The organism is Halomonas terrestris, assembly GCF_049166755.1.
GTDB lineage: Bacteria > Pseudomonadota > Gammaproteobacteria > Pseudomonadales > Halomonadaceae > Halomonas.
Genome location: NZ_JBMHFZ010000013.1, coordinates 92755 through 116584 on the forward strand (window position 1 = coordinate 92755; position 23830 = coordinate 116584).

Consider the following 23830-nt stretch of genomic DNA (forward strand, 5'->3'; position numbering starts at 1 on the left):
CGACAAGTCGGCGCCTGCTGTTACCCGAAGGGGCCTGGTCACCCGGCCGCTCGAAGGGATTATCTTACGCTAACTGCCGAATTGGCGCACGAGTTTCAGTACTTCGCCCAAGGGGTCGCGGCCCAGGCTGTCCACCCAGTGCAGCCCGGGCCAGCTGCGCATCCAGGTCAACTGGCGCTTGGCCAGCTGGCGGGTGGCCACGATACCCCGATGACGCATCTCGGCCAGGTCGACCTCGCCGTCGAGGTATGCCCAGGCCTGACGATAGCCCACGCTCTTCATCGACGGCAGGCCCGGGTGCAGGTCGCCGCGCGCCCGCAGCACCGCCACTTCCTCGATCAGGCCCGCGTCGAGCATCTGCTCGAAGCGGGCCTCGATACGGGCATGCAGTACCCTGCGGTCGAAGGGTGCCAGCCCTATCGACAGCGTACGCCACGGGAAGGTTTCCGGTCGCTGCTCGGCCCACAGCTCGGTCAGCGTGCGGCCGGTGGCCCGATGGACCTCCAGGGCACGCATCAGCCGCTGGGGGTCGTTGGGGTGGATGCGGGCCGCGGAGGCCGGGTCGACCCGCGCGAGCGCCTCGTGCAGGGCCGCCAGGCCGTGGCGGGCGGCCTCCTCCTCCAGCTCGGCACGCACCTCGGGGGCGGCCGAAGGCAGGTTGGCCACCCCTTCCAGCAGATGCTTGAAGTACATCATGGTTCCCCCCACCAGCAACGGCATCCGGCCGGCTGCGGTGATCCGTCGCATCTCGCCCAGGGCATCCTCGCGAAAGTCGGCCGCCGAGTAGGGCTCGGCCGGGTCGCGGATGTCGATCAGCCGGTGCGGCGCGAAGGCGAGCTCCTCGGGAGACGGCTTGGCGCTGCCGATGTCCATGCCGCGGTAGACCATGGCCGAGTCGACGCTGATCAGCTCGACACCCAGGCGCTGGTGGAGCGCGATGGCCAGGTCGGTCTTGCCGGCGGCGGTGGGCCCCATCAGCAGGATGGCGGGAGGGCGGGAATCGCTCACGTGATCTCCTGATACGGGTACGTTTGCTACCTGCGCAGCAGGCCTGCGATTGGCGGCAACGCTCCAGCGCTGACGCTCCCTTTGGGGTCAGACCCCGGCGGTGTCGAATCCGCTCGCAACCTGCACGAAGGCGGGCCTGCTGGCTCGGCCGGGGTCTGACCCCAAAGGGGCCATGCCGCTGACATATGCCATGAAAAGGTCGTCAACACCGGCAACTCGAGGCCGGGCTTGGTATGGAGCCGCCCACGCTTTGCCGTTCGCTCATTGCCCCCTCATAAAGAGGCGGTCCAGCTCCTTCATGCTCATCTCGGTCCAGGTGGGGCGGCCGTGGTTGCACTGGCCGCTGCGCTCGGTGCGCTCCATGTCGCGCAGCAGGGCATTCATCTCCTCCAGGGTCAGGCGACGGTTGGCGCGCACGCTGCCGTGGCAGGCCATGGTGGCCAGCAGCTCGTTGACATGGGCCTCGATGCGGTCGGAGCGGCCGTAGCGTTCGAGGTCGGCCAGCATGTCACGGATCAGCGGCTCCACGTCGGCATCACTCAGCAGCGCCGGCAGCTGGCGCACCAGCAGGGTCTCGGGGCCGGCCACATCGAGCTCGACACCGAGCCGGGCGAAGGCCTCGCGCTCGGCCTCGGCGGTGGCCACCTCGGCAGGACTCGCCGCCAGCGATACCGGCACCAGCAGCGGCTGGGCCTCGAGCACGCCGCCGTGCACCTGGGTCTTCATGCGCTCGTAGACGATGCGCTCGTGGGCGGCGTGCATGTCAACGACGATCAGGCCGCGCTCGGACTGGGAGAGGATGTAGATGCCATGCAGCTGGGCAATGGCGTAGCCCAGCGGTGGCGCCCGGGTGGCATCCTCCTGCGGCAGCGCGGGCCGCGGGGCCTGCGCCCTGGCCTCCACCCCGGACGGGACCTGGCGTTCGTGCAGTGCCACGCCCGCGGCGGCGCCGCCCGCACCGGGCGCGGTCGGCTGCGGCGTCAGCAGCTGCTCCTCGTGGTCGGGGTGCAGCGCCCGATAGCCGTCCATGAAGGCGCGGACCCGATCCGGCGTCACTCGATCACGGGCCCCGTCCTCGCGGCCGGGCAGCGCCATGGGTTGCTGCTGCCAGGCAGCCGAGGGCTCGGCGACTTCCGCGGCCGGCGAGGCCGCTTCCTCTTCCGGCGCCTCCCGTCCACCGGCGCGCGCCTCGCCCAGGGCACGGTGCAGGCTGGAGAAGAGGAAGTCGTGGACCATGCGGCCGTCGCGGAAGCGCACCTCGTGCTTGGTGGGGTGGACATTGACGTCCACTACCGTGGGGTCGACCTCCAGGTAGAGCACGAAGACCGGGTGGCGACCGTGGAAGAGCACGTCGCGGTAGGCCTGGCGGATGGCATGGGCCACCAGGCGGTCGCGTACCACCCGGCCGTTGACGAAGAAGTACTGCTGGTCGGCCTGGGCCCTCGAGTGGGTGGGCAGGCCCACCCAGCCCCACAGGCGCAGGCCGCCGGTCTCGAGGTCCAGGTGCAGGGCATTCTCGAGGAACCCCTTGCCGAGCAGTGCGGCGATGCGCCGCTCACGGGCGACCATGTCGTCGCCGGGCCGCAGCTGGTGGATGGTCTTCTGGTTGTGGCGCAGCACCCAGCCGATGTCGAAACGCGACAGGGCCTGGCGACGAAAGGCCTCCTCCACATGGCCGAACTCGGTCTTCTCGGTGCGCAGGAACTTGCGTCGTGCCGGCGTGTTGAAGAAGAGGTCGCGCACCGTCACCGAGGTGCCGCGGGGATGGGGGGCCGGCGAGACCCGGGGCTCCATCTGGCGCCCCTCGGCCACCACGCGCCAGCCGCTGCGGGGGTCGTCGTCGATATTCGAGATCAGCTCGAGCCGCGATACCGAGCTGATCGAGGCCAGGGCCTCGCCACGAAAGCCCAGGCTCGCCACGCCCTCGAGTTCCTCCAGCGACACGATCTTGCTGGTGGCATGGCGCGACAGGGCCAGCGGCAGGTCCTCCTCGCCGATGCCGCTGCCATCATCGCGCACACGGATCAATCGCGCTCCCCCGCTCTCGAGCTCCACCTCGACGCGCCGGCTGCCGGCGTCGATGGCATTCTCCACCAGCTCCTTGACCACCGAGGCGGGACGCTCGACCACCTCGCCGGCGGCGATCTGGTTGGCCAGCCGCGGGTCGAGGATGCGGATGCGTCGCTGCTCTGTCATATCACTCCTCAAGACGAGCCGGAAGCCATAAACCCAGCCGCGGTCATTGCGGTTGCCAGTACCAGGGTTCTACTTACAGCCTCAAGCTTATCGCTTACAGCTCCCCGAAGGGATCATGAACGGGGAATTCGAATCAGCTGGCCGACCCTGATCACGTCGCCATTGAGTTCATTGGCCTGCTTCAGCTGGGCCACCGGAACGCCGTGGCGGGCAGCGATCTGGGACAGGGTATCACCGGGCTGGATACGATACGCGTTGCCATCGGTGCTGCGGTTCTGGTCACGCCGCCAGGCCAGCAGGCTCGCCGGCGGCGGGTTGCGCTGGAAGTGGTCGCGAAGGCCGTCGAAGATCGCCAGTGCCAGCCCCTCCTGGTGGGAGGGATCGCGCAGCCGGCGCTCTTCCTCGGGGTTGGAGATGAAGCCGGTCTCGATCAGCAGCGAGGGAATGTCCGGCGACTTCAGCACCATGAAGCCGGCCTGCTCCACCCGTGACTTGTGCAGCCGGTTGACCCGCCCCAGCTGGTCGAGCACCTGTCCCCCGATGGTCAGGGAGTCGTTGAGGGTCGCGGTCATGGTCAGGTCGAGCAGCACGCCGCGCAGCACCTCGTCCTTGTCATCCAGCGATAGGTTGCCATCCACCCCGCCGATCAGGTCGGCACGGTTCTCGCTGGCGGCCAGCCACTGGGCCGTTTCCGAGGTGGCGCCGCGCTGCGACAGGGCATAGACGGAACTGCCGTTGGGGCGCGGGCTGTTGAAGGCATCGGCGTGGATCGAGACGAAGAAGTCCGCCTTCTGCTCCCGGGCGATGCGGGTGCGCTGGCGCAGGCCGATATAGTAGTCGCCGTCGCGGATCATCACCGGACGGAAGCCTTCGGCCTCGCTGACCAGCCGCTGCAGGCGTCGGGCGATCTCCATCACCACGTCCTTCTCGCGGGTGCCGCCCGGGCCGATGGCCCCCGGGTCCTCGCCGCCATGGCCGGGGTCGATGGCGATGATGATGTCGCGCCGCGGATGAGGCTGGGCCTGCTGCAGGGCCACGGCCGCCTCGGACGCCACCTGGCCGGTACCGCCGCCCGATTCGGCCCGGGCCCGGTTGGCCGCGATCTCCTGCTCGCGGATCATCGCCTCGATGGGGTCGATGGGGTCCTCGACCGCGCTTTCGCCGGGGTACTCCAGGTCCACCACCAGGCGATGGCCATACTGGTCATTGGGTTCGAGGGTGAAGTGGCGGGGCTCCACCTCGCGCTCCAGTTCGAGCACCACCCGCAGGCCATGGCCGTCGCGCACCCCGGTACGCACGCGGCTGATGGCACTGCCGGTGAGGTCGAGCCGGTCGATGTCGGCCTCGAGGCGGCTGTCGTCCAGGTCGATCACCAGGCGCCGGGGACCGTCCAGGGTGAAGACATGGGTGCGGGTGGCGGACGAGAGGTCGAAGACCAGTCGCGCGTGGTCGGGAGCGGCCCACAGGCGCATGTTCTCGACCTGGCCGGCACCGGCGGCGCCGGTCACCAGCCAGGCGGTCACCAGCAGTGCCCCGGACAGCAGGCGGCGGCCGAATGATACCCTGCTCATGAGGCCGTCTCGCCATCCATGTCGGCGAGGCCGGCCACCGCCGGGTCACGCGCCAGGCGTGCCAGCACCTGGTGGCCATGCTCGCTGAACGCCTCGAGACGCGCCTCGCGCCCCGCCCCGGCCAGCCTCAGGCGCACCACCAGGTCGGGCGTCGGCAACCAGCCCTCCCCGCGCCCCGGCCACTCGATGATGCAGAGGGCATCCTCGGCCAGCAGGTCGCGGCCACCGATGAACTCCAGTTCCTCGGGGTCGCCGAGGCGGTAGAGATCGAAGTGGTGGACGCGCACCCCGTCGAGTTCATAGGGCTCCACCAGGGTATAGGTGGGGCTCTTGACCGCACCGCGATAACCATGGGATCGCAGGATGCCGCGCGCCAGGGTGGTCTTGCCGGCCCCCAGCTCGCCTTCCAGATGTACCCGACCGTGCCCTTGCAACGCCCGCCCCAGGCACTCGCCGAAGGCGACCTGGCGGTCTTCGTCATCGAGTCGCAGCTGCATGGTCCTCGCCCGTCCCGGGGTTGATCAACAATTGCGCATAGGATGCCAGATCACCGGCCAGCAGACCACGCTCGCCGATATCGCCGGCCGCCATGTCCGCCGCCAGGGCGTGCACCAGGACACCCAGTCGTGCGGCGGCCTCCAGGGGCAGGCCCTGGGCCAGCAGCCCCCCCAGGATGCCCGAGAGCGCATCGCCCATGCCACCGCTGGCCATGCCAGGGTTGCCGAAGGGGCAGACCGCGAGCCCCGACGGCCCGGCCACCAGGGTACCGGCCCCCTTGAGGATCACCACCCCGCCGCGACGGGCCTGGAGTTCGCGCGCCGCCGCCGGCCGGTCGGCTTCCACCTCGGCGGCACTCGTGCCGAGCAGGCGCGCCGCCTCGCCGGGATGCGGGGTCAGGATCCACTGGTCGCGAGCCTCGTCCGGCCAGCGCGACGCCAGCAGGTTGAGGGCATCGGCATCCGCCACCAGCGGCCGGTCGGCCTGCAGGGCCGCCTGCAGCATCCCCTGCCCCCAGCTGCCCTGTCCCAGCCCGGGACCGACCACCAGCACCTCGGCATTGCCGATCAGCTCGCCCAGGTCGGTGGCCCCCCGCAGGCCGTGTACCATCACCTCGGGGCGGCGCACCAGGCTCGCCGTGACATGCTCAGGAGCCGTGGCCAGGCTGGTCTTGCCGGCCCCCAGGCGGGCGCAGGCCTCGGCGGCCAGCAGGGCCGCCCCGCCGAAACCGGGCGCCCCGCCGAGCACCAGGACATGGCCGAAGTCCCCCTTGTGGGCGTCGCGCTGGCGAGGCGGGAGCCAGGCACCGATCAGCCCCGCATCGAGCAGGCGTGCCGCCGGCAGCAGGTCGGCCTGCTCCTCGGCATCGACCCCCAGCGCACGAAAGTCCAGCTCGCCCACATGGCGTGCCGCCGCACCGGTATGCAGCCCCAGCTTGTCGCCGATGAAGGTCACCGTGCGCGTCGCCAGTACCGCGTCGCCGAGCACCGCTCCGGTATCGGCGTGCAGCCCCGAGGGGATATCGATGGCCAGCACCGGCAGACCGCTCTCGTTGACGTCGGCGATGGCCTCCCGGATGGCACCTTGCACCTCCCCGCCCAGACCGGTGCCGAGCAGGGCATCGACGACCAGCTCACCGCGCAGGGCCAGGCCAGGCCGCCACGGCTCGGTGCCCACGCCGGCAGCGGTCGCCATCTCGGCGGCGCGCCGGGCGTCGCCGGTCAGTTCGTCCACCGCCTTGAGCAGGATACGTTGTACCGCCAGCCCCTCGGCCGCGGCCAGGGCCGCCAGCACATGGCCATCGCCCCCATTGTTGCCGCCACCGCACAGCACGGTGATGGAGCGAGCCCCCGGCCAGTGGGCCCTCAGGCTCTGCCAGGCGGCCATGGCGGCACGCTGCATCAGGGCAAAACCGTCAATTCCCGCGGCGATGGTACGGCGGTCCAGCTCCCGCACCTGTTCGGCGCTGTAGAGCGGACGACCGCGGTGCTCCTGATGATCGAGCGACTCGATTGACATCCGGTGTCTCCCCTGAACGTGATGCTTTACCATGGAGTGTAAGGGCTTCTCGTCCCGCGCCAAGCCCCCCGGCAGCAGAATGCGCGCCGGGGCACCTTCTTGCTCATTCCTTTCAACAATGGCGGTCTCTCGATCATGAGCGCCTCGGCGCCGATTCCCGACACCCGACCCGACCTCCGCGCCCTCGCCGACAGGATCAAGACCTGGGGGCGGGAGCTCGGCTTCCAGCAGGTCGGCATCACCGACACCGATCTGGCCGATGACGAGCGGCGCCTGCAGCGCTGGCTGGACGCCGGTCACCACGGCGAGATGGGCTTCATGGCGAAGCATGGCACCAAGCGCACGCGACCCGCCGAGCTGGTGCCCGGCACGCTGCGGGTGATCAGCGTGCGACTCGACTACCTTCCCGCCGAGGTGGAAACGGCGAAGGTGCTCGGCCAGCCGGCGGTCGCCTATGTCTCCCGCTACGCCACGGGGCGCGACTACCACAAGCTGATGCGCAAGCGCCTGGCCAGCCTGGCGAAGCGGATCGAGGCCGAGGCAGGCCCCTTCGGCTATCGCGCCTTCGTCGACTCCGCCCCGGTGATGGAACGTGCGCTGGCGCGCAAGGCCGGGCTCGGCTGGTTCGGCAAGAACGCCATGCTGCTGAATCCCCGGGCCGGCTCGCTGTTCTTCCTCGGCGAGCTCTACACCGACCTGCCGCTGCCCGTGGACGAGCCCTTCGACGGCGACCACTGCGGCAGTTGCAGCGCCTGTCGCACGGCCTGCCCCACCGGGGCCATCGTCGAGGATCGCGTGGTCGATGCCCGGGCCTGCATCTCCTACCTGACCATCGAGCTGTTCGGGACCATCCCCGAGCGCTACCGGGAGGCCATGGGCAACCGGGTCTTCGGCTGCGACGACTGCCAGCTGGTCTGCCCCTTCACCCGCTTCACCCGGGCCACCCGGGAGGCGGACTTCGCCCCCCGCCACGACCTGGACCGCGCCAGCCTGGTCACGCTCTTCGCCTGGGGCGAGGAGGAGTTCCTGGAGAAGACCGCCGGCAGCCCGATCCGCCGCATCGGCTACGAGCGCTGGCTGCGCAACCTCGCCGTGGGGCTCGGCAATGCCCCCTGGAGCGAGGCGGTGGAGGCCGCGCTGTGGGCGCGACTGCCCTACCCCTCCGACCTGGTGCGCGAGCACGTGCGCTGGGCGCTGGCCCACCAGCGGCAGAAGCGTGAGCGGCTGATCGCCAGCACCTAGCGCCGCAGGATGATGTCCCGGCTCAAGAGCCTGTCGACCTGCTGCTGCGGTACCGGTCTTCCCATGTCGGCGGCATGGCCCCTTTGGGGTCAGACCCCAGCCAAGTCACGAAGCCCGTCATGGTGCGCCTTGCGAGCGGATTCGACGCCGCCGGGGTCTGACCCCAAGGGGACCGCCAGCGCTGGCAACCAACCGCTTGGCGCTGGCCTGAAGGGGCTACTCCTCCTCGTCGCGCTCGCTGCCCGCCAGGCGCAGGAAGGTGTTGCGGTAGTGAGCCAGCTCGGCGATCGACTCCTTGATGTCGTCCATGGCCAGGTGCACGTTGCGCTTCTGGAAGCCTGCCAGGGCGCCGGGGTTCCAGCGCTTCGCCAGCTCCTTGAGGGTGGAGACGTCCAGGTTACGGTAGTGGAAGAAGGCCAGCAGCTCGGGCATCTCCCGCTCCATGAAACGACGGTCCTGATGGACACTGTTGCCGCACATCGGCGAGCTGCCGGGCGCCACGTGTTCACGCAGGAACTCGAGGGTGCGGCGCTCGGCCTCGGCGGTGTCGACCCGGCTCGCCTTCACGCGCTCGACCAGCCCCGACTCGCCATGGGTCTTCTGGTTCCACTCGTCCATGGCGTCGAGCAGGCTGTCGGGCTGGTGCACGGCGATCACCGGCCCTTCGGCCACCGGGTTGAGGTCGTGGTCGGTTACCAGGGTCGCGATCTCGATGATACGCTCGCGGTTCGGATCGAGGCCGGTCATCTCCAGGTCGATCCACACCAGGCGCTGCTGGCGCGGGTCAGGCTTCTCGCTCGTCTGGGACATGTTGTGTTCCTTGCTGGGCGGCACTGCGGCACGGCTGGCGACAGCGGCCACCTTGGGTGAGTACAATGACACCATTGTACCGAGCTTCGGGCCTCCATGAGCAAACGCAAGCTGAGCCGCCAGCAACGCTGGCGCATCGAGAAGATCCAGGCCGAGCGTGCCCGGCGTGCCGAGCAGCTCGACGCCCGGGATGCCGACAGGCTGGCCGCCGGCGAGTACGGCCCCGAGCAGCCGGGCCGGGTGATCGCCCACTTCGGCCGTACCCTGGATATCGCTCCCGAAGGGGATGGCGCTGCGGTGCGTTGCCACCTGCGTGCCAACCTCGAGGGGCTGGTCACCGGCGACCGCGTGATCTGGCGCGGCGCCCGCGACGGCAGCGGCGTGGTGGTGGCGAGGGCCGAACGCCACAACGTGCTGGAACGGCCCGACGCCCGCGGCCAGCTCAAGCCGGTGGCGGCCAACATCGACCAGATCCTGATCGTCTTCGCCGTCGAGCCGGCGCCCCATGCCAACCTGATCGACCGCTACCTGGTCGCCGCCGAGGCCACCGGCATCCCTCCGGTGCTGGTGCTCAACAAGATCGACCTGTTGCCGGAGGACGGCGGCGAGCTGCGCGAACTGCTGAGTCGCTACGAGGCGCTGGGCTACCCGGTGGTGACCACCACCACGGCGTACGAGGACGGCCTCGCGGCCCTGCACGAGCGCCTGGCCGGGCGCACCTCGGTGTTCGTCGGCCAGAGTGGCGTGGGCAAGTCCTCGCTGATCGGCTGCCTGCTGCCGGGCGAGGAACTTCGCATCGGTGCACTGTCAAAGGATTCGCGCAAGGGTACCCACACGACCACCACGGCGCGCCTCTATCGGCTGCCTGCCGCCGATGGCGGCGAGCTCATCGACTCGCCGGGGATTCGCGAGTTCGGCCTGGTTCACCTGGACGAGCAGCAGGTCACCGAAGGGTTCATCGAGTTCCGCCAGTACCTGGGCCACTGCCGCTTCCGCGACTGCCGCCACCGCCTCGAGCCGGGCTGTGCGCTGCTCGCTGCCGTGGAGCGCGGCGAGATTCATCCCGAACGCTTTGCCAGCTACCGACGCATCGTCGACAGCCTCGACGATGCCTGAGACGGGTAGCATCGACGAGTACCCGAGCCAGGAGACCGACATGAGTTCAGAAGACAACCTGCTGCCGCTGATCGTCGAGCCCGAGCGGCTCGCCGAGTCCCTCGACGAGCCGTCGCTGCTGATCATCGACGTGCCGCTCAAGGCCGAAAGCCATGATCAGGGGCATGTGCCCGGCGCCGTCTTCCTGGATCACCGCCTGCTGCTCAGCGGCGAGGGGGACGTGCCCTGCAAGGTGCCCTCGCCGGACGCGCTCTCGCGGCTGTTCTCGTCGCTCGGCCTGACCCGCGACACCCATGTGGTGGCCTACGACGACGAAGGCGGTGGCTGGGCCGGCCGCCTGCTCTGGACCCTGGAGCTGATCGGCCATACCCGCTACTCCTACCTCAACGGTGGTATCCACGCCTGGCGCCAGGCTGGCCAATCCGTCTCCACCGAGCGTCGCACGCCCACTCCCAGCGAGTACGAGGCCGAGATCCTGAATCCCGAGGTGGCCATCGATCGCATCGAGCTGCAGGAGCGTCTCGGCGAGAAGGGCTTTGCCATCTGGGATGCCCGCTCGCCGGCGGAGTACCGTGGCGAGAAGGGCGAAAACCGCAAGCTCGGCCATATCCCCGGGGCGGTGAACATGGAGTGGACCGCTGCCATGGACCGCGAGCGCGCCCTGCGCATCCGCGACTATGCCGAACTGATCACCGAGCTCGAGGCCCTGGGGCTGACCCCGGACATGGAAGTGGTCACCCACTGCCAGAGCCACCACCGCAGCGGCTTCACCTGGCTCGTCGGTCGTGCGCTGGGCTTCGAGAAGATCCGCGGCTATGCCGGCTCCTGGAAGGAGTGGGGCAACCGCGACGATACGCCAATCGAGAAATAGGCCTGGAGGAAGAGGAGGCACCATTCGGCCCACCGATGGGGAGGCGTATTTACCCTCGCCAGTGCAGCCCTTGGGGTCTGACCCCGTGGCCAGCTTGGGCAGGCAACACCGGCAAGACCCGGCAGTATCTGCGACCTGGGGGTCAGACCCCAAGGGTGCGGCCTCGGCGCCGGGATCAAGCCGGCCATCGGTGCCTACGAAAGCGGCCTCATCCCTCCGCCGCTGTCTGTCCATCAACCAACCATGGGGTGAACCTGCAAGGTCACCCCGCTCCGAATTCAGTTCAAGAGAATCCCCGTCTTGTCACTTGCCAAGCTCTTCGCCCTGATCCAGTACCCGCTGCCCCACCACCTGCTCTCGCGGCTGGTGGGCCGGCTCGCCGACTGCCGCCAGCCGTGGCTCAAGAACCGCCTGGTCCGGGCCTTCATCCGCCAGTTCCGCGTGGACATGAGCGAGGCCGTCGAGCCGGACCCGACGGCCTACGCCACCTTCAACGACTTCTTCACCCGTGAGCTGAAGGAGGGCGCCCGCCCCATCGGCGAGGGCGTGATCAGTCCCGCCGACGGCACCCTCTCGCAGTTCGGTGCCATCGAGGCCGGCCAGCTGTTCCAGGCCAAGGGGCACCGCTTCTCGGCCATGGAGCTGCTCGGTGGCGACGGCCAGGCGGCCAGGCGCTACCTGGGCGGCAGCTTTGCCACGGTCTACCTCTCCCCCAGCGACTACCATCGGGTGCACATGCCGATCGGCGGCACCCTGACGGAGATGGTCTATGTGCCGGGCCGGCTGTTCTCGGTGAACGCCGCCACCACCCGACATGTCCCCAACCTCTTCGCCCGCAACGAGCGCCTGGTCTGCCACTTCGACACCGAGCACGGCCCCCTGGTGGTGGTGCTGGTCGGCGCCATGATCGTCGCCGCCATCGAGACGGTATGGGCCGGCCAGGTCACGCCGCTCTCCGGCGAGGTGCAGCGCACCCGCTTCGACACGCCGGTGCGGTTCGAGAAGGGCGAGGAGATGGGCCGCTTCAAGCTCGGCTCCACGGTAGTGATGGCCTTCGCCGAGCCGGTGGCCTTCGCCGACGGCATCGAGCCCGGCGCCAAGGTGCAGATGGGGCAGTCGCTGGGGGCGCTCCACTCCCCATAGCGAGGGGCGCCGGAGACAGGCCGAAGAGGGGGTCCTACGCCAGGGATGGCGTCGGTAGCGTACAGGGAGGTATTCACAGCGCCCCCTCGTAGGGCTGTCGACGGATCAGCCCCGAGCGGTGCAGATCGCACGATGTCTGGGCATCTTGCTAACAGCGCGGCGTGGCGAAGGCCATCACCGCCGCCACGCTCGACTTGCCCAGCGCCAGCTGGATCAGCCGGTCGATGCCCAGCGCCACGCCGCTCCCCTCTGGCATGCCGTGAGCCAGCGCCGCCAGCAGGCGTCGATCCACGTCCACCTCGGGCAGGCCCGCCTCGCGGCGAGCGGCATTGTCCTCGGCGAATCGCGCCGCCTGCTCGGCGGCATCGGTCAGCTCATCGTAGCCGTTGGCCAGCTCCAGCCCCTGCAGATACACCTCGAAGCGCGAGGCGACCCACGCGCCATCCTCGGGATCCCGATGGCGCCGCGCCAAGGCCGCCTGGCTTGCCGGATAGTCCACCACCACGTCGATACCCTCCCACCCCAGGTGCGGTTCTATCTCGAGGCTCAACAGCAGGTCGAGGCAGTCGTCGCGGGGTGCATCGGCCATGGCCAGCCCGCCCTTCTCCTCGGCCAGGCGGCGCAGTTCCGCCAACGGTACGGTAAAGGGATCGACGGCCAGGGCCTCCCGGAACAGCTCACGGTAGCGATGCCGCCGAATCGGGCCGGGCGACTGCCCGAGCACCGTGTGAATCAACGCGGCCGTCTCCTCGATCAAGCCGTCGAGCGACATGCCCGGCCGGTACCACTCCAGCATGGTGAACTCGAGGTTGTGGCGGCGCCCCACCTCGCCGTCGCGAAAGCAGCGCGCCAGCTGGAAGATCGGCCCGGCACCTGCCGCCAGCAGCCGCTTCATGGCAAACTCCGGAGAGGTCTGCAGCCACAGCCGCTCGCGGCCGGCCGGCGTCGTCGCCTCGGTCGAGAGGGAGGCGAGGTGCGGGTCGGTGCTGCCGCCGTGGCCCAGTACCGGGGTCTCCACCTCCAGCACGTCGCGCGCGGCGAAGAAGGCCCGCACCCCGGCGATCAGCCGAGCCCGCTCGCGCAGGGTCTCGATACTTGCCGTGGGGCGCCAATCAGTTGCCATGACACCTTCTCCGGAACGATGAAGGCCACGCCGGATTGGCGTGGCTTTCTTGAAGATGATCCCATCGCAAGCAGACCAAACCGCGGCTTTCCCGGCGACAGGTCCCGGGACGCCGGACCGACGCGAGGGCGCTGTGAATACATCCTTGTACGCTACTTTTGCCATCCCTGGCAAAAGACCCTCTCTACGACCTGTCCCCGGCGGCGCTAGCCACACAAGCAGTCCTATCGCCCTCTCCGAGCGATGCTCAGACAAGGCGAATCCTGGCTAAGGCAGCGGAGTTTAGCAGCGCTAAATGAGCAAGCCGTGCCAGGATTCAACGCCGTATGAGCGAGCGCAGGAAGGGCCGCACCTCAAGCGCGGGAGACGTACTCGCCGGAGCGGGTATCCACCTTCAGCACCTCGCCCTGGTTGATGAACAGCGGTACGCGGACCACGGCACCCGAGGAGAGGGTCGCCGGCTTGGAGCCACCCTGGGCGGTGTCGCCCTTGAGGCCCGGGTCGGTCTCGACCACCTCCAGCTCGATGAAGTTGGGGGGGCTGACGGCGATGGCATTGTCGTTCCACAGGGTCACGGTATAGGGCACCTGCTCCTTGAGCCACTTTTCGGTGTCGCCCAGGGCCTTCTTCTCCACCGCATACTGCTCGAAGGAGCCATCGGTCTTCATGAAGTACCACATGTCACCGTCGGTATAGAGGTACTCCATCTCCAGCTCGAGGACATCGGCGCCCTCCAGGGACTCGCCGGACTTGAAGGTACGCTCCCAGACGCGACCGGTGATCAGGTTGCGCAGCTTGACGCGGTTGAAGGCCTGGCCCTTGCCGGGCTTGACGAATTCGTTCTCGACGATGGTGCAGGGATCGCCGTCGAGCATCACCTTCAGACCGCCCTTGAATTCGTTGGTAGAATAGTTCGCCATGATCTCTCACCCATATTCGAGCACGCCACCGGCACTGGCCGGCGGCGCGCCCAAGCAAACGAAGTTCGACGAGGGCTCGCCCCTCGCCCGCATTGACTGGTGTGCCGCATGATAACCCGAAGCCCTGCCCTTTTGCAGCGTTCCGGCCGGCAGGCCCGGCCACTGACCATCGCGGCACCCTGGCAGACCCAGCTGGCCAGGGCGATCCGCGACCCGGCCGAGCTGTGCCGGCGACTCGGGCTGGACGACGCCTGGCTGCCGGGCGCCGAGGCCGGCCACCACCTCTTCGAGGTGAGGGTGCCGGAACCCTATCTCGCCCGCATCCGCCCCGGTGACCCCCTTGATCCGCTACTGCGTCAGGTCCTGCCACTGGGTGACGAGGCCCTGCCCACGCCGGGCTATGTCACCGACCCCCTGGAAGAAACCGACCATACGTCGGCCCGGGGGCTGATCCACAAGTACGCCGGCCGGGTGCTGCTGATCGCCAGTCCCGCCTGTGCGGTGAACTGCCGCTACTGCTTCCGCCGACACTTCCCCTACGAGGAGAACTCGCCCTCCCGGGCCCAGTGGGACCACACCCTGGATACCCTGCGCGATGACACCTCGATCCAGGAGGCGATCCTCTCCGGCGGCGACCCCCTGGCCGCCAGCGACCGGCAGCTCGCCTGGCTGGTGGCACGCCTCGAGGCCATCCCCCACCTCAGGCGATTGCGCATCCACACCCGGCTGCCGGTGGTGATCCCCGACCGCATCGACGACGCCCTGCTCGGCTGGCTCTCCGCCACCCGCCTGCAGAAGGTGGTGGTGCTGCATGTCAACCACGCCCAGGAGATCGATGACAGCGTGATCGCGGCATGTGAGCGGCTGAAGGATGCCGGCGTCACCCTGCTCAACCAGAGCGTGCTGCTGCGCGGCGTCAACGACTCGGTAGACGCCCTGGCCGAACTCTCCGAGCGGCTCTTCGAGGCCGGCGTGCTGCCCTACTACCTGCACGTGCTCGACCCGGTGGCCGGCGCCGCCCACTTCGATGTGCCGGACTTTGATGCCCGCGAACTGGTCGCGGGCCTGCGTGAGGTGCTGCCGGGCTTCCTGATGCCGCGGCTGGTGCGGGAGATCCCCGGCGAGGCGAGCAAGACGCCATTGTGAACCCCGGGATCGCCAGGCATGGCGGTCCTGGGGGCCGAGCCTTGCCGGCCTGGGGAGGTTACCCGCCCCTGGCAACATTCTGGTAGAGTGCCGCGTTTCAAAAAACCATAAGCACGGTCCATGACGCAGCGAACCTACTCCCGATCCCGCCCGCTCCCCTCACTATTCACGACCTGGCTGAAGTTCTTCCTGATACTGGCCCTGCTGACATGGCTGCTGCGGCTGCTGGGCAGCAGCCTGATGGTACCCGACGCCCTCTGGCCACGAGCCTGGTGGTGGGGCCTGCGCTTCGACCTGGCCATCAGTGCGCTCCTCGCCGGCATGACGATGCTCGGCCTCTGGCTGCCCAGCCGGCTCCGCCTGACGCCGCCTCGACGCGGCTGGCTGGTTCCCGCCTGCGTCATCCTGCTGGGGGCTCACCTGGGCGACTGGCTCTACTGGCAGGAAACCGGCCGGCACCTCGGCTACGAGGCAACCGAACTCTTCAACTCTCCGCACAGCCTGCTCAACACCCTGTACCGCCACTGGCCCTGGCTGATCGGCCTGCTGGCAGTCACCACCCTCTCCTCCACCGTGGCCTGGGTACCGAGCCGCCACCCGGGCCGAGGACCACGACTGGAAATGAACCTGCTGGCGGTCACCGTCCTGACCGTACTCATCGTGCGCGGCGGCATGGGCGGCGTACCCCAGGGGCCGCACGATGCCATGCGATTGACCGACGCCCGCGAGGCCACGGCGGCACTCAACGGGGCCTATGCAGCGCTGCATGGACTGCAGGGGGGGCGGGATGGACTGCGCCGACACCCCCTGGACTGGATGACGGCCGAGGAAGCCGAGGACCAGGTCGCCACTCTCTATGCCCGTTCGCGCCGGCCCCCGGCGGCGCCCTCCCTCGAGCCGGTCAATGTCATCGTGGTGCTGCTGGAAAGCTGGTCGAGCGTCCACATGGCACCGCTCGAGGACGGCACTCCGGTCACGCCGCACTTCGATGCCATCGCAGCACGCTCGCTCGCCACCCTCGACATGGTGCCGGGAGGCATGCGCACCACGGAGGGCATGTTCTCGCTGTTCTGCAGTTACCAGAATCCATTGGGCCAGACACTGGCCCGCACGTCCCAGGCACTGTTCGACTTCGACTGCCTGCCACGACGGCTACGCGATGCCGGCTGGTCGACCGCCTTCTTCCAGGGCTCCCACGAGAATACCAGCGGCGTTGGTGCCTATGCCCAATCCCTCGGCTTCGAGATCAGCCAGGGCAAGGCATCGATCCGCCATCGGGACTTTCCCGAGAACGCCTGGGGGGTCTATGACCATGATCTCTATCGTCATGTCCTGACGACGCTGGACGACCTGCAGGAGCCGGTACTGCTGGGCATCAACACCAACACCACCCATGATACCCGGCTGCCCGACGGCATCATCCCGCTGGTGGACGCCTCGACGCCCCTGGATGTCGAGCGCAACGTCCTGCACCTGGCCGATCATGAACTGGGGGCGTTCATCGACGCCCTGGAGGCCCGTGACTGGCAACACCCCTGGCTGCTGGTGCTGGCCTCCGACCACACTGCCAGGGTAGGCGGCAGCCAGCTCGAGCGCTTCCGCGTGCCCTTTGCCCTCCATGCGCCGGGGCGAGTGGCGCCGGGTACACCGGGCCGTATCCCCCACCATCGCGATGTCGCGCCGACCCTGGCCGAGCTGCTGGGATCGCCCATGCCCCATGCCATGGGCCACTCCCTGCTGGATCCCGACGGCCCCCAGATTGCCGAGTACTACCTCAATGGCACCCTGGGCTGGTTCACGGGCGACGACCTCCTGGTCGAGTTTTCCCTGGCATCGCCGGAGAGCGCCACCTGTCACCCCTGGCGACAGGACCCGGGGCTGGATCGCCCGCAGCCCTGTAATGACGGACATCTCGACGAGATCCGCCGTGCCTACGGCCTGACCCAGCGCGCCCAGGCACGGCTGTTCGGCAACGAGGCCCTGGCACTGGTGCCACCGCCCGTGGTCGCGGAGTGAACGCACGGGCCGAGCAGTAAGACGAAGGCCGGCTTCCTCGGGAAGCCGGCCTTCGTGCCCTGCGGGTTCAGGCCAGGGACAGTGGAAACTACTTCGCTGCCGCCAGGCTCTCGGCCGTCACATTGGCCGCCGGCTCGGCGGTGGAGACATGGCGGTTGATGGCGCTCATCACGCCCTTCATCGAGGCGCTGGTGATGCTCTCGTCGGTACCGACGCCGAACACCGCCTTGCCGTCGATGCGCACCTCCACGTAGGCGATCGCCTCGGCGTCGGAGCCCTGTCCGCGGGAGTGCTCGTGGTAGTCGATGATCTCCACGTCGTGGCCGGCGGCGGCCAGTGCCTTGATGAAGGCGGCCAGCGGACCGTTGCCCTCGCCCTGGATGGTGCGACGCTCGCCGCGCTCCTCGATGGTCGCCTCCAGCGCCACCCTGGGGCTGTCGGGCTCCGAGGAGAGGCGGTGGCCGACCAGCGCATAGGGTGCACGACGTTCCAGGTACTCGTCGGCGAAGGCCTGGTAGATCATCTGCGAGGTGATCTCCTTGCCTGTGCGGTCGGCCACCTCCTGCACCACCTGGCTGAACTCGATGGAGAGCCGGCGCGGCAGCTCGATGCCATGCTCCTGCTCGAGCAGGTAGGAGACCCCGCCCTTGCCGGACTGGCTGTTGACCCGGATCACCGCCTCGTAGCTGCGGCCCACGTCCAGCGGGTCGATGGGCAGGTAGGGCACTTCCCACATGGCGTCCGGATTGGCGCGGCGCTCGGCCATGCCCTTCTTGATGGCGTCCTGGTGGGAGCCGGAGAAGGCGGTGAACACCAGGTCGCCCACATAGGGGTGGCGCGGATGCACCGGCAGCTGGTTGCAGTACTCCACCTCGCGCATGATCGGGGTGATGTTGGAGAAGTCGAGGCCCGGGTGCACGCCCTGGGTATAGAGGTTCATGGCGAGCGTCACGATGTCGACATTGCCGGTGCGCTCGCCGTTGCCGAACAGGCAGCCCTCGACGCGGTCGGCACCGGCCATGAGCGCCAGCTCGGCGGCGGCCACCCCGGTGCCGCGGTCGTTGTGGGGGTGCAGGCTGACGATCAGGTGGTCACGGTTGTTGACGTTGCGACAGAACCACTCGATCTGGTCGGCGTAGTTGTTGGGGGTGGCGGCCTCCACGGTGGCCGGCAGGTTGACGATCATCTTCTTCTCGGCGCTGGCGCCGTAGGCCGCCATCACCGCCTCGACCACCTCCCTGGCGAAGTCCATCTCGGTGGTGGTGAACAGCTCCGGCGAGTACTGGAAGGTCCAGTTCGTCTCCGGGGCCGCCTCCATGCGGCTCCGGATCTGCGTGGTGGCATCCACCGCGATCTGGATGCACTCCTCCTTGCTCACGTTGAACACCACGCGGCGGAACACCGGATCGGTGGCGTTGTAGACGTGCACGATGGCGTTCTTCGCCCCCTTGAGCGCCTCGAAGGTGCGGTCGATCAGATGGTCGCGGGCCTGGGTCAGCACCTGGATGGTGACGTCATCGGGCACCTTGTCCTGCTCGATCAGCGCGCGCACGAAGTCGAAGTCGGTCTGGGACGCCGAGGGGAAGCCCACCTCGATCTGCTTGAAGCCGATCTTCACCAGCAGGTCGAAGAATCGCTGCTTGCGCTCCTGGTCCATGGGGTCGATCAGCGCCTGGTTGCCGTCGCGCAGGTCGACACCGCACCAGATGGGCGGTGTCTCGATGCGACGATCGGGCCACTGGCGGTCGGGCAGATCGACGGCGACGAAGGGGCGATACTTGGTGGCGGGGTTGTCGAGCATCATGGCGGCGTTCTCCCTGGACTGGCGGTGCGGCACTCTTGCGAATACGGCTCAGAAACGGCAACGCCCCGACGGCCGGTGGCCTGTCGGGGCGTCACGCGAGGTATCGGACACGATCACGCCGAAACCACGAACGACACAGCGTTCGCGACGAATCGGCGCGGCATGGATTTCAATGGAACGACTGGCAATGCTGGGTGACATGGTACGACCTCGTTTCGACCGGGACCTTCTGGCGAAGGACAGTGGCGATGCAGACGGCATCGCCCACGCTCTCAGGAGCGGGCTAGTAGTCGTAGGTCGAGGTCGTACGCCGTCATGTTCATGGCTCTAGAGAATCAAGGTTGGGCGGCTTTGTCAACTCCGGCGTTCTAACATCCTCTCCATCCGCGACAGCTGGTCACGCAGCTGACGCACGTCGTCGCGCAGGCCGTGCAGCTCCGCGGCCTCGCCCTCCCCGCTCTCCAGCTCGATGGCCAGGCTCTCCTTCTGCATCACGTCGAGCACGATGCCGATCATCATGTTGAGGAAGATGAAGGCGTTGAGGAAGATGAAGGTGAGGAAGTAGATCCAGGCGTAGGGGTAGTGCTCCATGGTCGGATAGAGCACCGCCGTGGCCCAGCTCTCGAAGGTGGCCACCTGGAACAGCGTCAGCATGGCCAGGGAGATGTTGCCCCACAGTGCCTCGTCGACGCTGGCGAACAGGAAGCTGCCGATGGCGCCGTAGATGTAGAAGATGATGAACATCAGCAGCGCCACGTAACCCATGCGCGGGATCGACTTGAACAGCGCCGCGATCAGCAGGCGCAGCTCGGGGATCATCGACACCAGGCGCAGCACCCGGAAGATGCGCAGCAGGCGGGCCAGCAGCACCATCTCCGAGTCGTCCAGGGGAATCAGGCTGGCGGTGACGATGAGGAAGTCGAAGATGTTCCAGCCCTTGCGGAAGAAGTCGCGCAGGCGCCGCTCGGCGGCCATGCGGATCAGGATCTCCACCAGGAAGAACATCGTCACCGCCACGTCGAGCCACAGGATCCACTCCTGGAAGGGGCTCACCTCCTCCTCGTAGGTCTTGGCACCGATCAGCAGCGCCGAGACCACGATGATGGTGATCACCGTGAGCTCGAAGGCCTTGTTGGAGCGCAGCCGCTCGAAGCGGTCGCGCCAGGTCCCGAAGCTTGCGCTCACGACGCCGGCTCCTCCAGGTCCACCTGGCGATAGCCGATCAGGTAGAGCACCGCATCGATGCCCAGGGTCGAGATGGAGTGGCTGGCCTGGGCACGCACCAGCGGCTTGGCGCGAAAGGCGATGCCCAGCCCGGCGGCGGCGAGCATCTTGAGGTCGTTGGCGCCATCGCCCACGGCGATGGTCTGCTCCATGGCGAGCCCCTCGCGGGCGGCGATCTCGTGCAGCAGCTCCGCCTTGCGGTTGGCGTCGAGGATCGGCTCGCGCACCTCGCCGGTCACCTTGCCGTTCTCGATGACCAGTTCGTTGGCGTGGATCTCGTCGAAGCCGAGCGTCTCCTGCAGGTGGCGGGCGAAGTAGGTGAAGCCCCCGGAGAGGATGGCGGTGCGATAGCCCAGCCGCTTGAGCTGCTTCATCAGCCGCTCGACGCCGTCCATCAGCGGCAGCGTCTCGGCGATCTCGGCCAGTACCGACTCGTCGAGGCCGCGGAGCTTGGCCATGCGCTCGCGGAAGCTCTGCTGGAAGTCGAGCTCGCCGCGCATGGCCCGCTCGGTGACTTCGGCCACCTCGTCATACACGCCATGGCGGCGCGCCAGCTCGTCGATCACCTCGGCCTGGATCAGGGTGGAGTCCATGTCGAAGCAGACCAGCCGCCGGTGCCGGCGCCAGATGGAGTCCTCCTGGAGGGCGATGTCGACGCCGTGCATGGCGCCCAGCGCCAGGGCCTTCTCGCGCAGGGCGTCGAGGTCGACCTCGTCACCGCGCAGCCAGCACTCCACGCAGGCGCCCTGGATGCTCTGGTGGTCGCGGGGCACGCCGCCGTCCAGCGGCTCGCGGCCGGAGAGGCGGTGGATCAGCTCCACGGTGAGGCCGTGCTCGGCGGTCAGCGCCCCCACCTCGGCCAGGATGCCCGCCGGCAGGTGCGGCGCCAGCAGCGTCAGGATCAGCCGCGGCCGGCTGGCCGCAGCGCTCCAGCGCTGGTAGTCCTCGGCGCTGACCTGGATCGCCTGGACGTCGAGGCCCAGCTCGTCGCCCACGGCGGCCAGCGCGGCCTCGAGGTCGCTGTCGTGGTCGAGCCCCACCAGCGCCTCCAGGGAGAGCATGTCGAAGGTCACGCTCTGGTTGATGTCCAGCAGCCGGGCGCCGCTGCCGGCCAGCGCCTTGCCCAGGCCGGCCAGCTGGCCGGGTCGAGCCACGCCGGTGGCGCGGATCAGGATTCGTCGTGTCATGTTAACCTCAGTTTCGAGCCGTAAGCTATAAGCTGTAAGTAACCCCATGATAGGCCTGTCTTTTCTTACAGCTTACGGCTTAAAGCTTATAGCTCCCCTTCAGGGGCGAGCCTGTCCACCTTCTGCAGGCCGCGGGGCAGCTTGCTGCCGCGCCGGCCGCGCTCGCCACGATAATAATCCAGGTCGGCGGCCTTGAGGGTCAGGTGGCGCTTGCCGGCATGGATCACCAGGCTGGCGCCTGCCGGCAGCACCACCAGGTCGCGGACGAACTCCTCGCGCCGCGCCGCCCGGGCGCCGGGGATGTCGATCATCTTGTTGCCCTTGCCCCTGGCCATCTCCGGCAGTTGCTCCAGGGGGAAGACCAGCAGGCGCCCCTCGTTGGAGACCGCCGCGACGCTGACGCCCTCGCGCTCGTCGGGTACCCGGCAGGGGGGCAGCACGTTGCAGCCCTTGGGCACGCTGAGCACCGACTTGCCGGACCGGTTCTTGCCGATCAGCTCCTCGAGCTGCGCCACGAAGCCGTAGCCGCCGTCGGAGGCGAGCAGGAATCGCGACGCGGGCGGCGCCAGCATGACGCCGGCCATGTGGGCACCGGCCACCACGTTGACGCGGCTGGTCACCGGCTCGCCCTGGCCGCGGGCGCTGGGCAGGTTGTGGGCCTGGAGGGTATAGGCGCGACCGGTGTCGTCGAGCAGCACCAGCGGCTGGTTGGTCTTGCCGCGGGCCGCCAGGGCGAAGCGGTCGCCGGCCTTGTAGGAGAGCCCGGTCGGGTCGATCTCGTGGCCCTTGGCGCTGCGGATCCAGCCCTTCTCGGAGAGCACCACGGTGACGGGATCGGCGCCCACCAGTTCCACCTCGGAGAGCGCCCGGGCCTCCTCGCGCTCGACGATCGGCGAGCGGCGCGGGTCGCCATGCTCGGCGGCGGCGGCACGCAGCTCCTCCTCGATCAGGTCGGTGAGCGCCGCCTCGCTGCCCAGCAGCCCCTCGAGGGTCTGGCGTTCGGCCTCGAGCTCGTCCTGCTCGCCGCGGATCTTCATCTCCTCGAGCTTGGCCAGGTGGCGCAGGCGCAGCTCGAGGATCGCCTCGGCCTGGCGCTCCGAGAGGCCGAACGCCTCCATCAGCGCCGGCTTGGGCTCGTCCTCCTCGCGGATGATGCGGATCACCTCGTCGATGTCGAGGTAGGCAATCAGCAGGCCTTCGAGGATATGCAGGCGATCCTGCACCTTGCCCAGGCGATGCTCCAGCCGCCGGCGCACCGTGGTGCGGCGGAAGCGCAGCCACTCGCCGAGCAGGTCGGGTAGCGGCATCACCCGCGGCCGGCCGTCCAGGCCGATCACGTTCATGTTGACGCGGGTGTTCTTCTCGAGGTCGGTGGTGGCGAAGAGGTGCGCCATCAGCGCCTCGATGTCGACACGATTGGAGCGCGGCTCGATCACCAGGCGGGTCGGCTCCTCGTGGGTCGACTCGTCGCGCAGGTCGGCCACCATGGGCAGCTTCTTGGCCTGCATCTGGGCGGCGATCTGCTCGAGGATCTTGGCCCCGCTGACCTGGTAGGGCAGCGCGGTGACCACGATGCTGCCCTCCTCCATCGTGTAGCGGGCGCGCAGCTTCACCGAGCCGCGGCCGCTCTCGTAGAGCTTCCGCAGGTCGGCCCGCGGCGTGATGATCTCGGCCTCGCTGGGGAAGTCCGGGGCCGGCAGGTGGCCGACGAGGTCCGCGGTGGTGGCCTCGGGGTGGCGCAGCAGGTGGCAGGTGGCCTCGACCACCTCGCCCACGTTGTGGGGCGGGATGTCGGTGGCCATGCCCACGGCGATACCGGTGCCGCCGTTGAGCAGCACGTGGGGCAGCCGCGCCGGCAGCACCACCGGCTCGTTCATGGTGCCGTCGAAGTTGGGGGTCCAGTCCACCGTGCCCTGGCCCAGCTCGGCGAGCAGCACCTCGGAGAACTTCGACAGCCGCGCCTCGGTGTAGCGCATGGCGGCGAACGACTTGGGATCGTCCGGGCTGCCCCAGTTGCCCTGGCCGTCCACCAGCGGGTAACGATAACTGAAGGGCTGGGCCATCAGCACCATCGCCTCGTAGCAGGCGCTGTCGCCGTGGGGGTGGAACTTGCCCAGCACGTCGCCGACGGTACGCGCCGACTTCTTGTACTTGGCGTTGGCATTCAGCGCCAGCTCACGCATGGCGTAGACGATGCGCCGCTGCACCGGCTTCATGCCGTCGCCGATATGGGGCAGCGCCCGGTCGAGGATGACGTACATCGAGTAGTCGAGGTACGCCTTCTCGGTGTATTCGCGCAGCGAGAGGCGCTCGACGTCGCCCTCCGCCACCTGGATATCCATGGTCATCGATTGACCCCTTTCATATTTTCATGACCGTTGCCGTGCTGCACCAATGCCCATTCGATCCAGCCGTCGAGACCGCGCCTGTGGGGTCA

At 68.5% G+C, this 23830-nt stretch carries 18 protein-coding genes; 6 read left to right on the forward strand and 12 right to left on the reverse strand.

Features of this window, described 5'->3' with window-relative positions; genetic code table 11:
* Positions 1 to 69 precede the first annotated feature (69 nt).
* From miaA to ACOMD9_RS13470, 5 genes are all read right to left on the reverse strand, one after another.
* On the reverse strand, positions 70 to 1008 hold the full coding sequence (miaA, locus tag ACOMD9_RS13450) for a tRNA (adenosine(37)-N6)-dimethylallyltransferase MiaA (protein WP_421415725.1): 939 nt from the start codon (positions 1006 to 1008) through the stop codon (positions 70 to 72).
* Between the two features lie 261 nt (positions 1009 to 1269).
* Positions 1270 to 3204: a DNA mismatch repair endonuclease MutL gene (gene mutL, locus ACOMD9_RS13455; RefSeq protein ID WP_421415727.1), complete on the reverse strand. Its 1935-nt coding sequence runs from the start codon at positions 3202 to 3204 to the stop codon at positions 1270 to 1272.
* A gap of 113 nt (positions 3205 to 3317) precedes the next feature.
* Positions 3318 to 4775: an N-acetylmuramoyl-L-alanine amidase gene (locus tag ACOMD9_RS13460; RefSeq protein ID WP_421415730.1), complete on the reverse strand. Its 1458-nt coding sequence runs from the start codon at positions 4773 to 4775 to the stop codon at positions 3318 to 3320.
* Entirely contained in the window at positions 4772 to 5272 is a 501-nt protein-coding gene (tsaE, locus tag ACOMD9_RS13465; protein ID WP_421415732.1) for a tRNA (adenosine(37)-N6)-threonylcarbamoyltransferase complex ATPase subunit type 1 TsaE, read from the reverse strand. The genes ACOMD9_RS13460 and tsaE overlap by 4 nt, the downstream gene beginning before the upstream one ends.
* The gene (locus ACOMD9_RS13470; RefSeq protein WP_421415734.1) at positions 5253 to 6791 is read right to left on the reverse strand and encodes an NAD(P)H-hydrate dehydratase; all 1539 of its coding nucleotides are present in this window, start codon (positions 6789 to 6791) and stop codon (positions 5253 to 5255) included. The genes tsaE and ACOMD9_RS13470 overlap by 20 nt, the downstream gene beginning before the upstream one ends.
* Positions 6792 to 6926: 135 nt before the next feature.
* Between ACOMD9_RS13470 and queG the strand changes: the two genes are divergently transcribed.
* Positions 6927 to 8033 (forward strand): tRNA epoxyqueuosine(34) reductase QueG, encoded by a 1107-nt coding sequence (queG, locus tag ACOMD9_RS13475; protein ID WP_421415771.1) that lies wholly within the window; start codon positions 6927 to 6929, stop codon positions 8031 to 8033.
* A gap of 216 nt (positions 8034 to 8249) precedes the next feature.
* On the opposite strand, the gene orn is transcribed toward queG, so the two are convergent.
* The gene (gene orn / locus ACOMD9_RS13480; protein ID WP_421415736.1) at positions 8250 to 8843 is read right to left on the reverse strand and encodes an oligoribonuclease; all 594 of its coding nucleotides are present in this window, start codon (positions 8841 to 8843) and stop codon (positions 8250 to 8252) included.
* A gap of 96 nt (positions 8844 to 8939) precedes the next feature.
* Here orn and rsgA point away from each other — a divergent pair, with 96 nt between their 5' ends.
* The 3 genes from rsgA to asd all read left to right on the forward strand — a co-directional run bounded on the left by rsgA (position 8940) and on the right by asd (position 11973).
* Complete coding sequence (rsgA, locus tag ACOMD9_RS13485; RefSeq protein ID WP_421415739.1) at positions 8940 to 9959, forward strand: small ribosomal subunit biogenesis GTPase RsgA; 1020 nt, start codon at positions 8940 to 8942, stop codon at positions 9957 to 9959.
* A 40-nt stretch (positions 9960 to 9999) separates the two neighbouring features.
* Positions 10000 to 10830 carry a sulfurtransferase gene (locus ACOMD9_RS13490; protein WP_421415741.1) on the forward strand — a complete coding sequence of 277 codons (831 nt, stop codon included), beginning with the start codon at positions 10000 to 10002 and terminating at the stop codon, positions 10828 to 10830.
* A gap of 300 nt (positions 10831 to 11130) precedes the next feature.
* Positions 11131 to 11973, forward strand: coding sequence for an archaetidylserine decarboxylase (gene asd / locus ACOMD9_RS13495; protein ID WP_421415744.1), 843 nt, complete (start codon positions 11131 to 11133; stop codon positions 11971 to 11973).
* Between the two features lie 148 nt (positions 11974 to 12121).
* Here the strand turns inward: asd and epmA are convergent, their stop codons facing one another.
* Positions 12122 to 13096, reverse strand: coding sequence for an EF-P lysine aminoacylase EpmA (gene epmA, locus ACOMD9_RS13500; protein ID WP_421415746.1), 975 nt, complete (start codon positions 13094 to 13096; stop codon positions 12122 to 12124).
* Positions 13097 to 13449: 353 nt separating this feature from the next.
* A complete protein-coding gene (gene efp, locus ACOMD9_RS13505) occupies positions 13450 to 14016 on the reverse strand; it encodes an elongation factor P (protein ID WP_421415749.1) in 567 nt (188 codons plus the stop codon).
* A 108-nt stretch (positions 14017 to 14124) separates the two neighbouring features.
* On the opposite strand from efp, the gene epmB reads away from it, so the two are divergent.
* Positions 14125 to 15162, forward strand: a complete 1038-nt coding sequence (gene epmB, locus ACOMD9_RS13510) for an EF-P beta-lysylation protein EpmB (RefSeq protein WP_421415751.1) — start codon at positions 14125 to 14127, stop codon at positions 15160 to 15162.
* Between the two features lie 120 nt (positions 15163 to 15282).
* Positions 15283 to 17178 (forward strand): LTA synthase family protein, encoded by a 1896-nt coding sequence (locus ACOMD9_RS13515; RefSeq protein WP_421415753.1) that lies wholly within the window; start codon positions 15283 to 15285, stop codon positions 17176 to 17178.
* 88 nt (positions 17179 to 17266) lie between these two features.
* On the opposite strand, the gene leuA is transcribed toward ACOMD9_RS13515, so the two are convergent.
* The 4 genes from leuA to parC all read right to left on the reverse strand — a co-directional run bounded on the left by leuA (position 17267) and on the right by parC (position 23741).
* On the reverse strand, positions 17267 to 18982 hold the full coding sequence (gene leuA / locus ACOMD9_RS13520) for a 2-isopropylmalate synthase (protein WP_421415755.1): 1716 nt from the start codon (positions 18980 to 18982) through the stop codon (positions 17267 to 17269).
* Between the two features lie 354 nt (positions 18983 to 19336).
* Positions 19337 to 20167: an ion transporter gene (locus tag ACOMD9_RS13525; RefSeq protein WP_421415758.1), complete on the reverse strand. Its 831-nt coding sequence runs from the start codon at positions 20165 to 20167 to the stop codon at positions 19337 to 19339.
* Entirely contained in the window at positions 20164 to 21393 is a 1230-nt protein-coding gene (gene serB / locus ACOMD9_RS13530) for a phosphoserine phosphatase SerB (protein ID WP_421415761.1), read from the reverse strand. The genes ACOMD9_RS13525 and serB overlap by 4 nt, the downstream gene beginning before the upstream one ends.
* 86 nt (positions 21394 to 21479) lie before the next feature.
* Positions 21480 to 23741, reverse strand: a complete 2262-nt coding sequence (parC, locus tag ACOMD9_RS13535; protein WP_421415764.1) for a DNA topoisomerase IV subunit A — start codon at positions 23739 to 23741, stop codon at positions 21480 to 21482.
* Between the last annotated feature and the right edge of the window lie 89 nt (positions 23742 to 23830).

Excerpts from the sequence above, each read along its gene's own strand:
- mutL (WP_421415727.1), bottom strand. The coding sequence starts at position 3,204 with ATGACAGAGCAGCGACGCATCCGCATCCTCGACCCGCGGCTGGCCAAC.
- ACOMD9_RS13460 (WP_421415730.1), bottom strand. The coding sequence starts at position 4,775 with ATGAGCAGGGTATCATTCGGCCGCCGCCTGCTGTCCGGGGCACTGCTG.
- tsaE (WP_421415732.1), bottom strand. The coding sequence starts at position 5,272 with ATGCAGCTGCGACTCGATGACGAAGACCGCCAGGTCGCCTTCGGCGAG.
- ACOMD9_RS13470 (WP_421415734.1), bottom strand. The coding sequence starts at position 6,791 with ATGTCAATCGAGTCGCTCGATCATCAGGAGCACCGCGGTCGTCCGCTC.
- queG (WP_421415771.1), top strand. The coding sequence starts at position 6,927 with ATGAGCGCCTCGGCGCCGATTCCCGACACCCGACCCGACCTCCGCGCC.
- orn (WP_421415736.1), bottom strand. The coding sequence starts at position 8,843 with ATGTCCCAGACGAGCGAGAAGCCTGACCCGCGCCAGCAGCGCCTGGTG.
- rsgA (WP_421415739.1), top strand. The coding sequence starts at position 8,940 with ATGAGCAAACGCAAGCTGAGCCGCCAGCAACGCTGGCGCATCGAGAAG.
- ACOMD9_RS13490 (WP_421415741.1), top strand. The coding sequence starts at position 10,000 with ATGAGTTCAGAAGACAACCTGCTGCCGCTGATCGTCGAGCCCGAGCGG.
- epmA (WP_421415746.1), bottom strand. The coding sequence starts at position 13,096 with ATGGCAACTGATTGGCGCCCCACGGCAAGTATCGAGACCCTGCGCGAG.
- efp (WP_421415749.1), bottom strand. The coding sequence starts at position 14,016 with ATGGCGAACTATTCTACCAACGAATTCAAGGGCGGTCTGAAGGTGATG.
- epmB (WP_421415751.1), top strand. The coding sequence starts at position 14,125 with ATGATAACCCGAAGCCCTGCCCTTTTGCAGCGTTCCGGCCGGCAGGCC.
- ACOMD9_RS13515 (WP_421415753.1), top strand. The coding sequence starts at position 15,283 with ATGACGCAGCGAACCTACTCCCGATCCCGCCCGCTCCCCTCACTATTC.
- leuA (WP_421415755.1), bottom strand. The coding sequence starts at position 18,982 with ATGATGCTCGACAACCCCGCCACCAAGTATCGCCCCTTCGTCGCCGTC.
- serB (WP_421415761.1), bottom strand. The coding sequence starts at position 21,393 with ATGACACGACGAATCCTGATCCGCGCCACCGGCGTGGCTCGACCCGGC.
- parC (WP_421415764.1), bottom strand. The coding sequence starts at position 23,741 with ATGACCATGGATATCCAGGTGGCGGAGGGCGACGTCGAGCGCCTCTCG.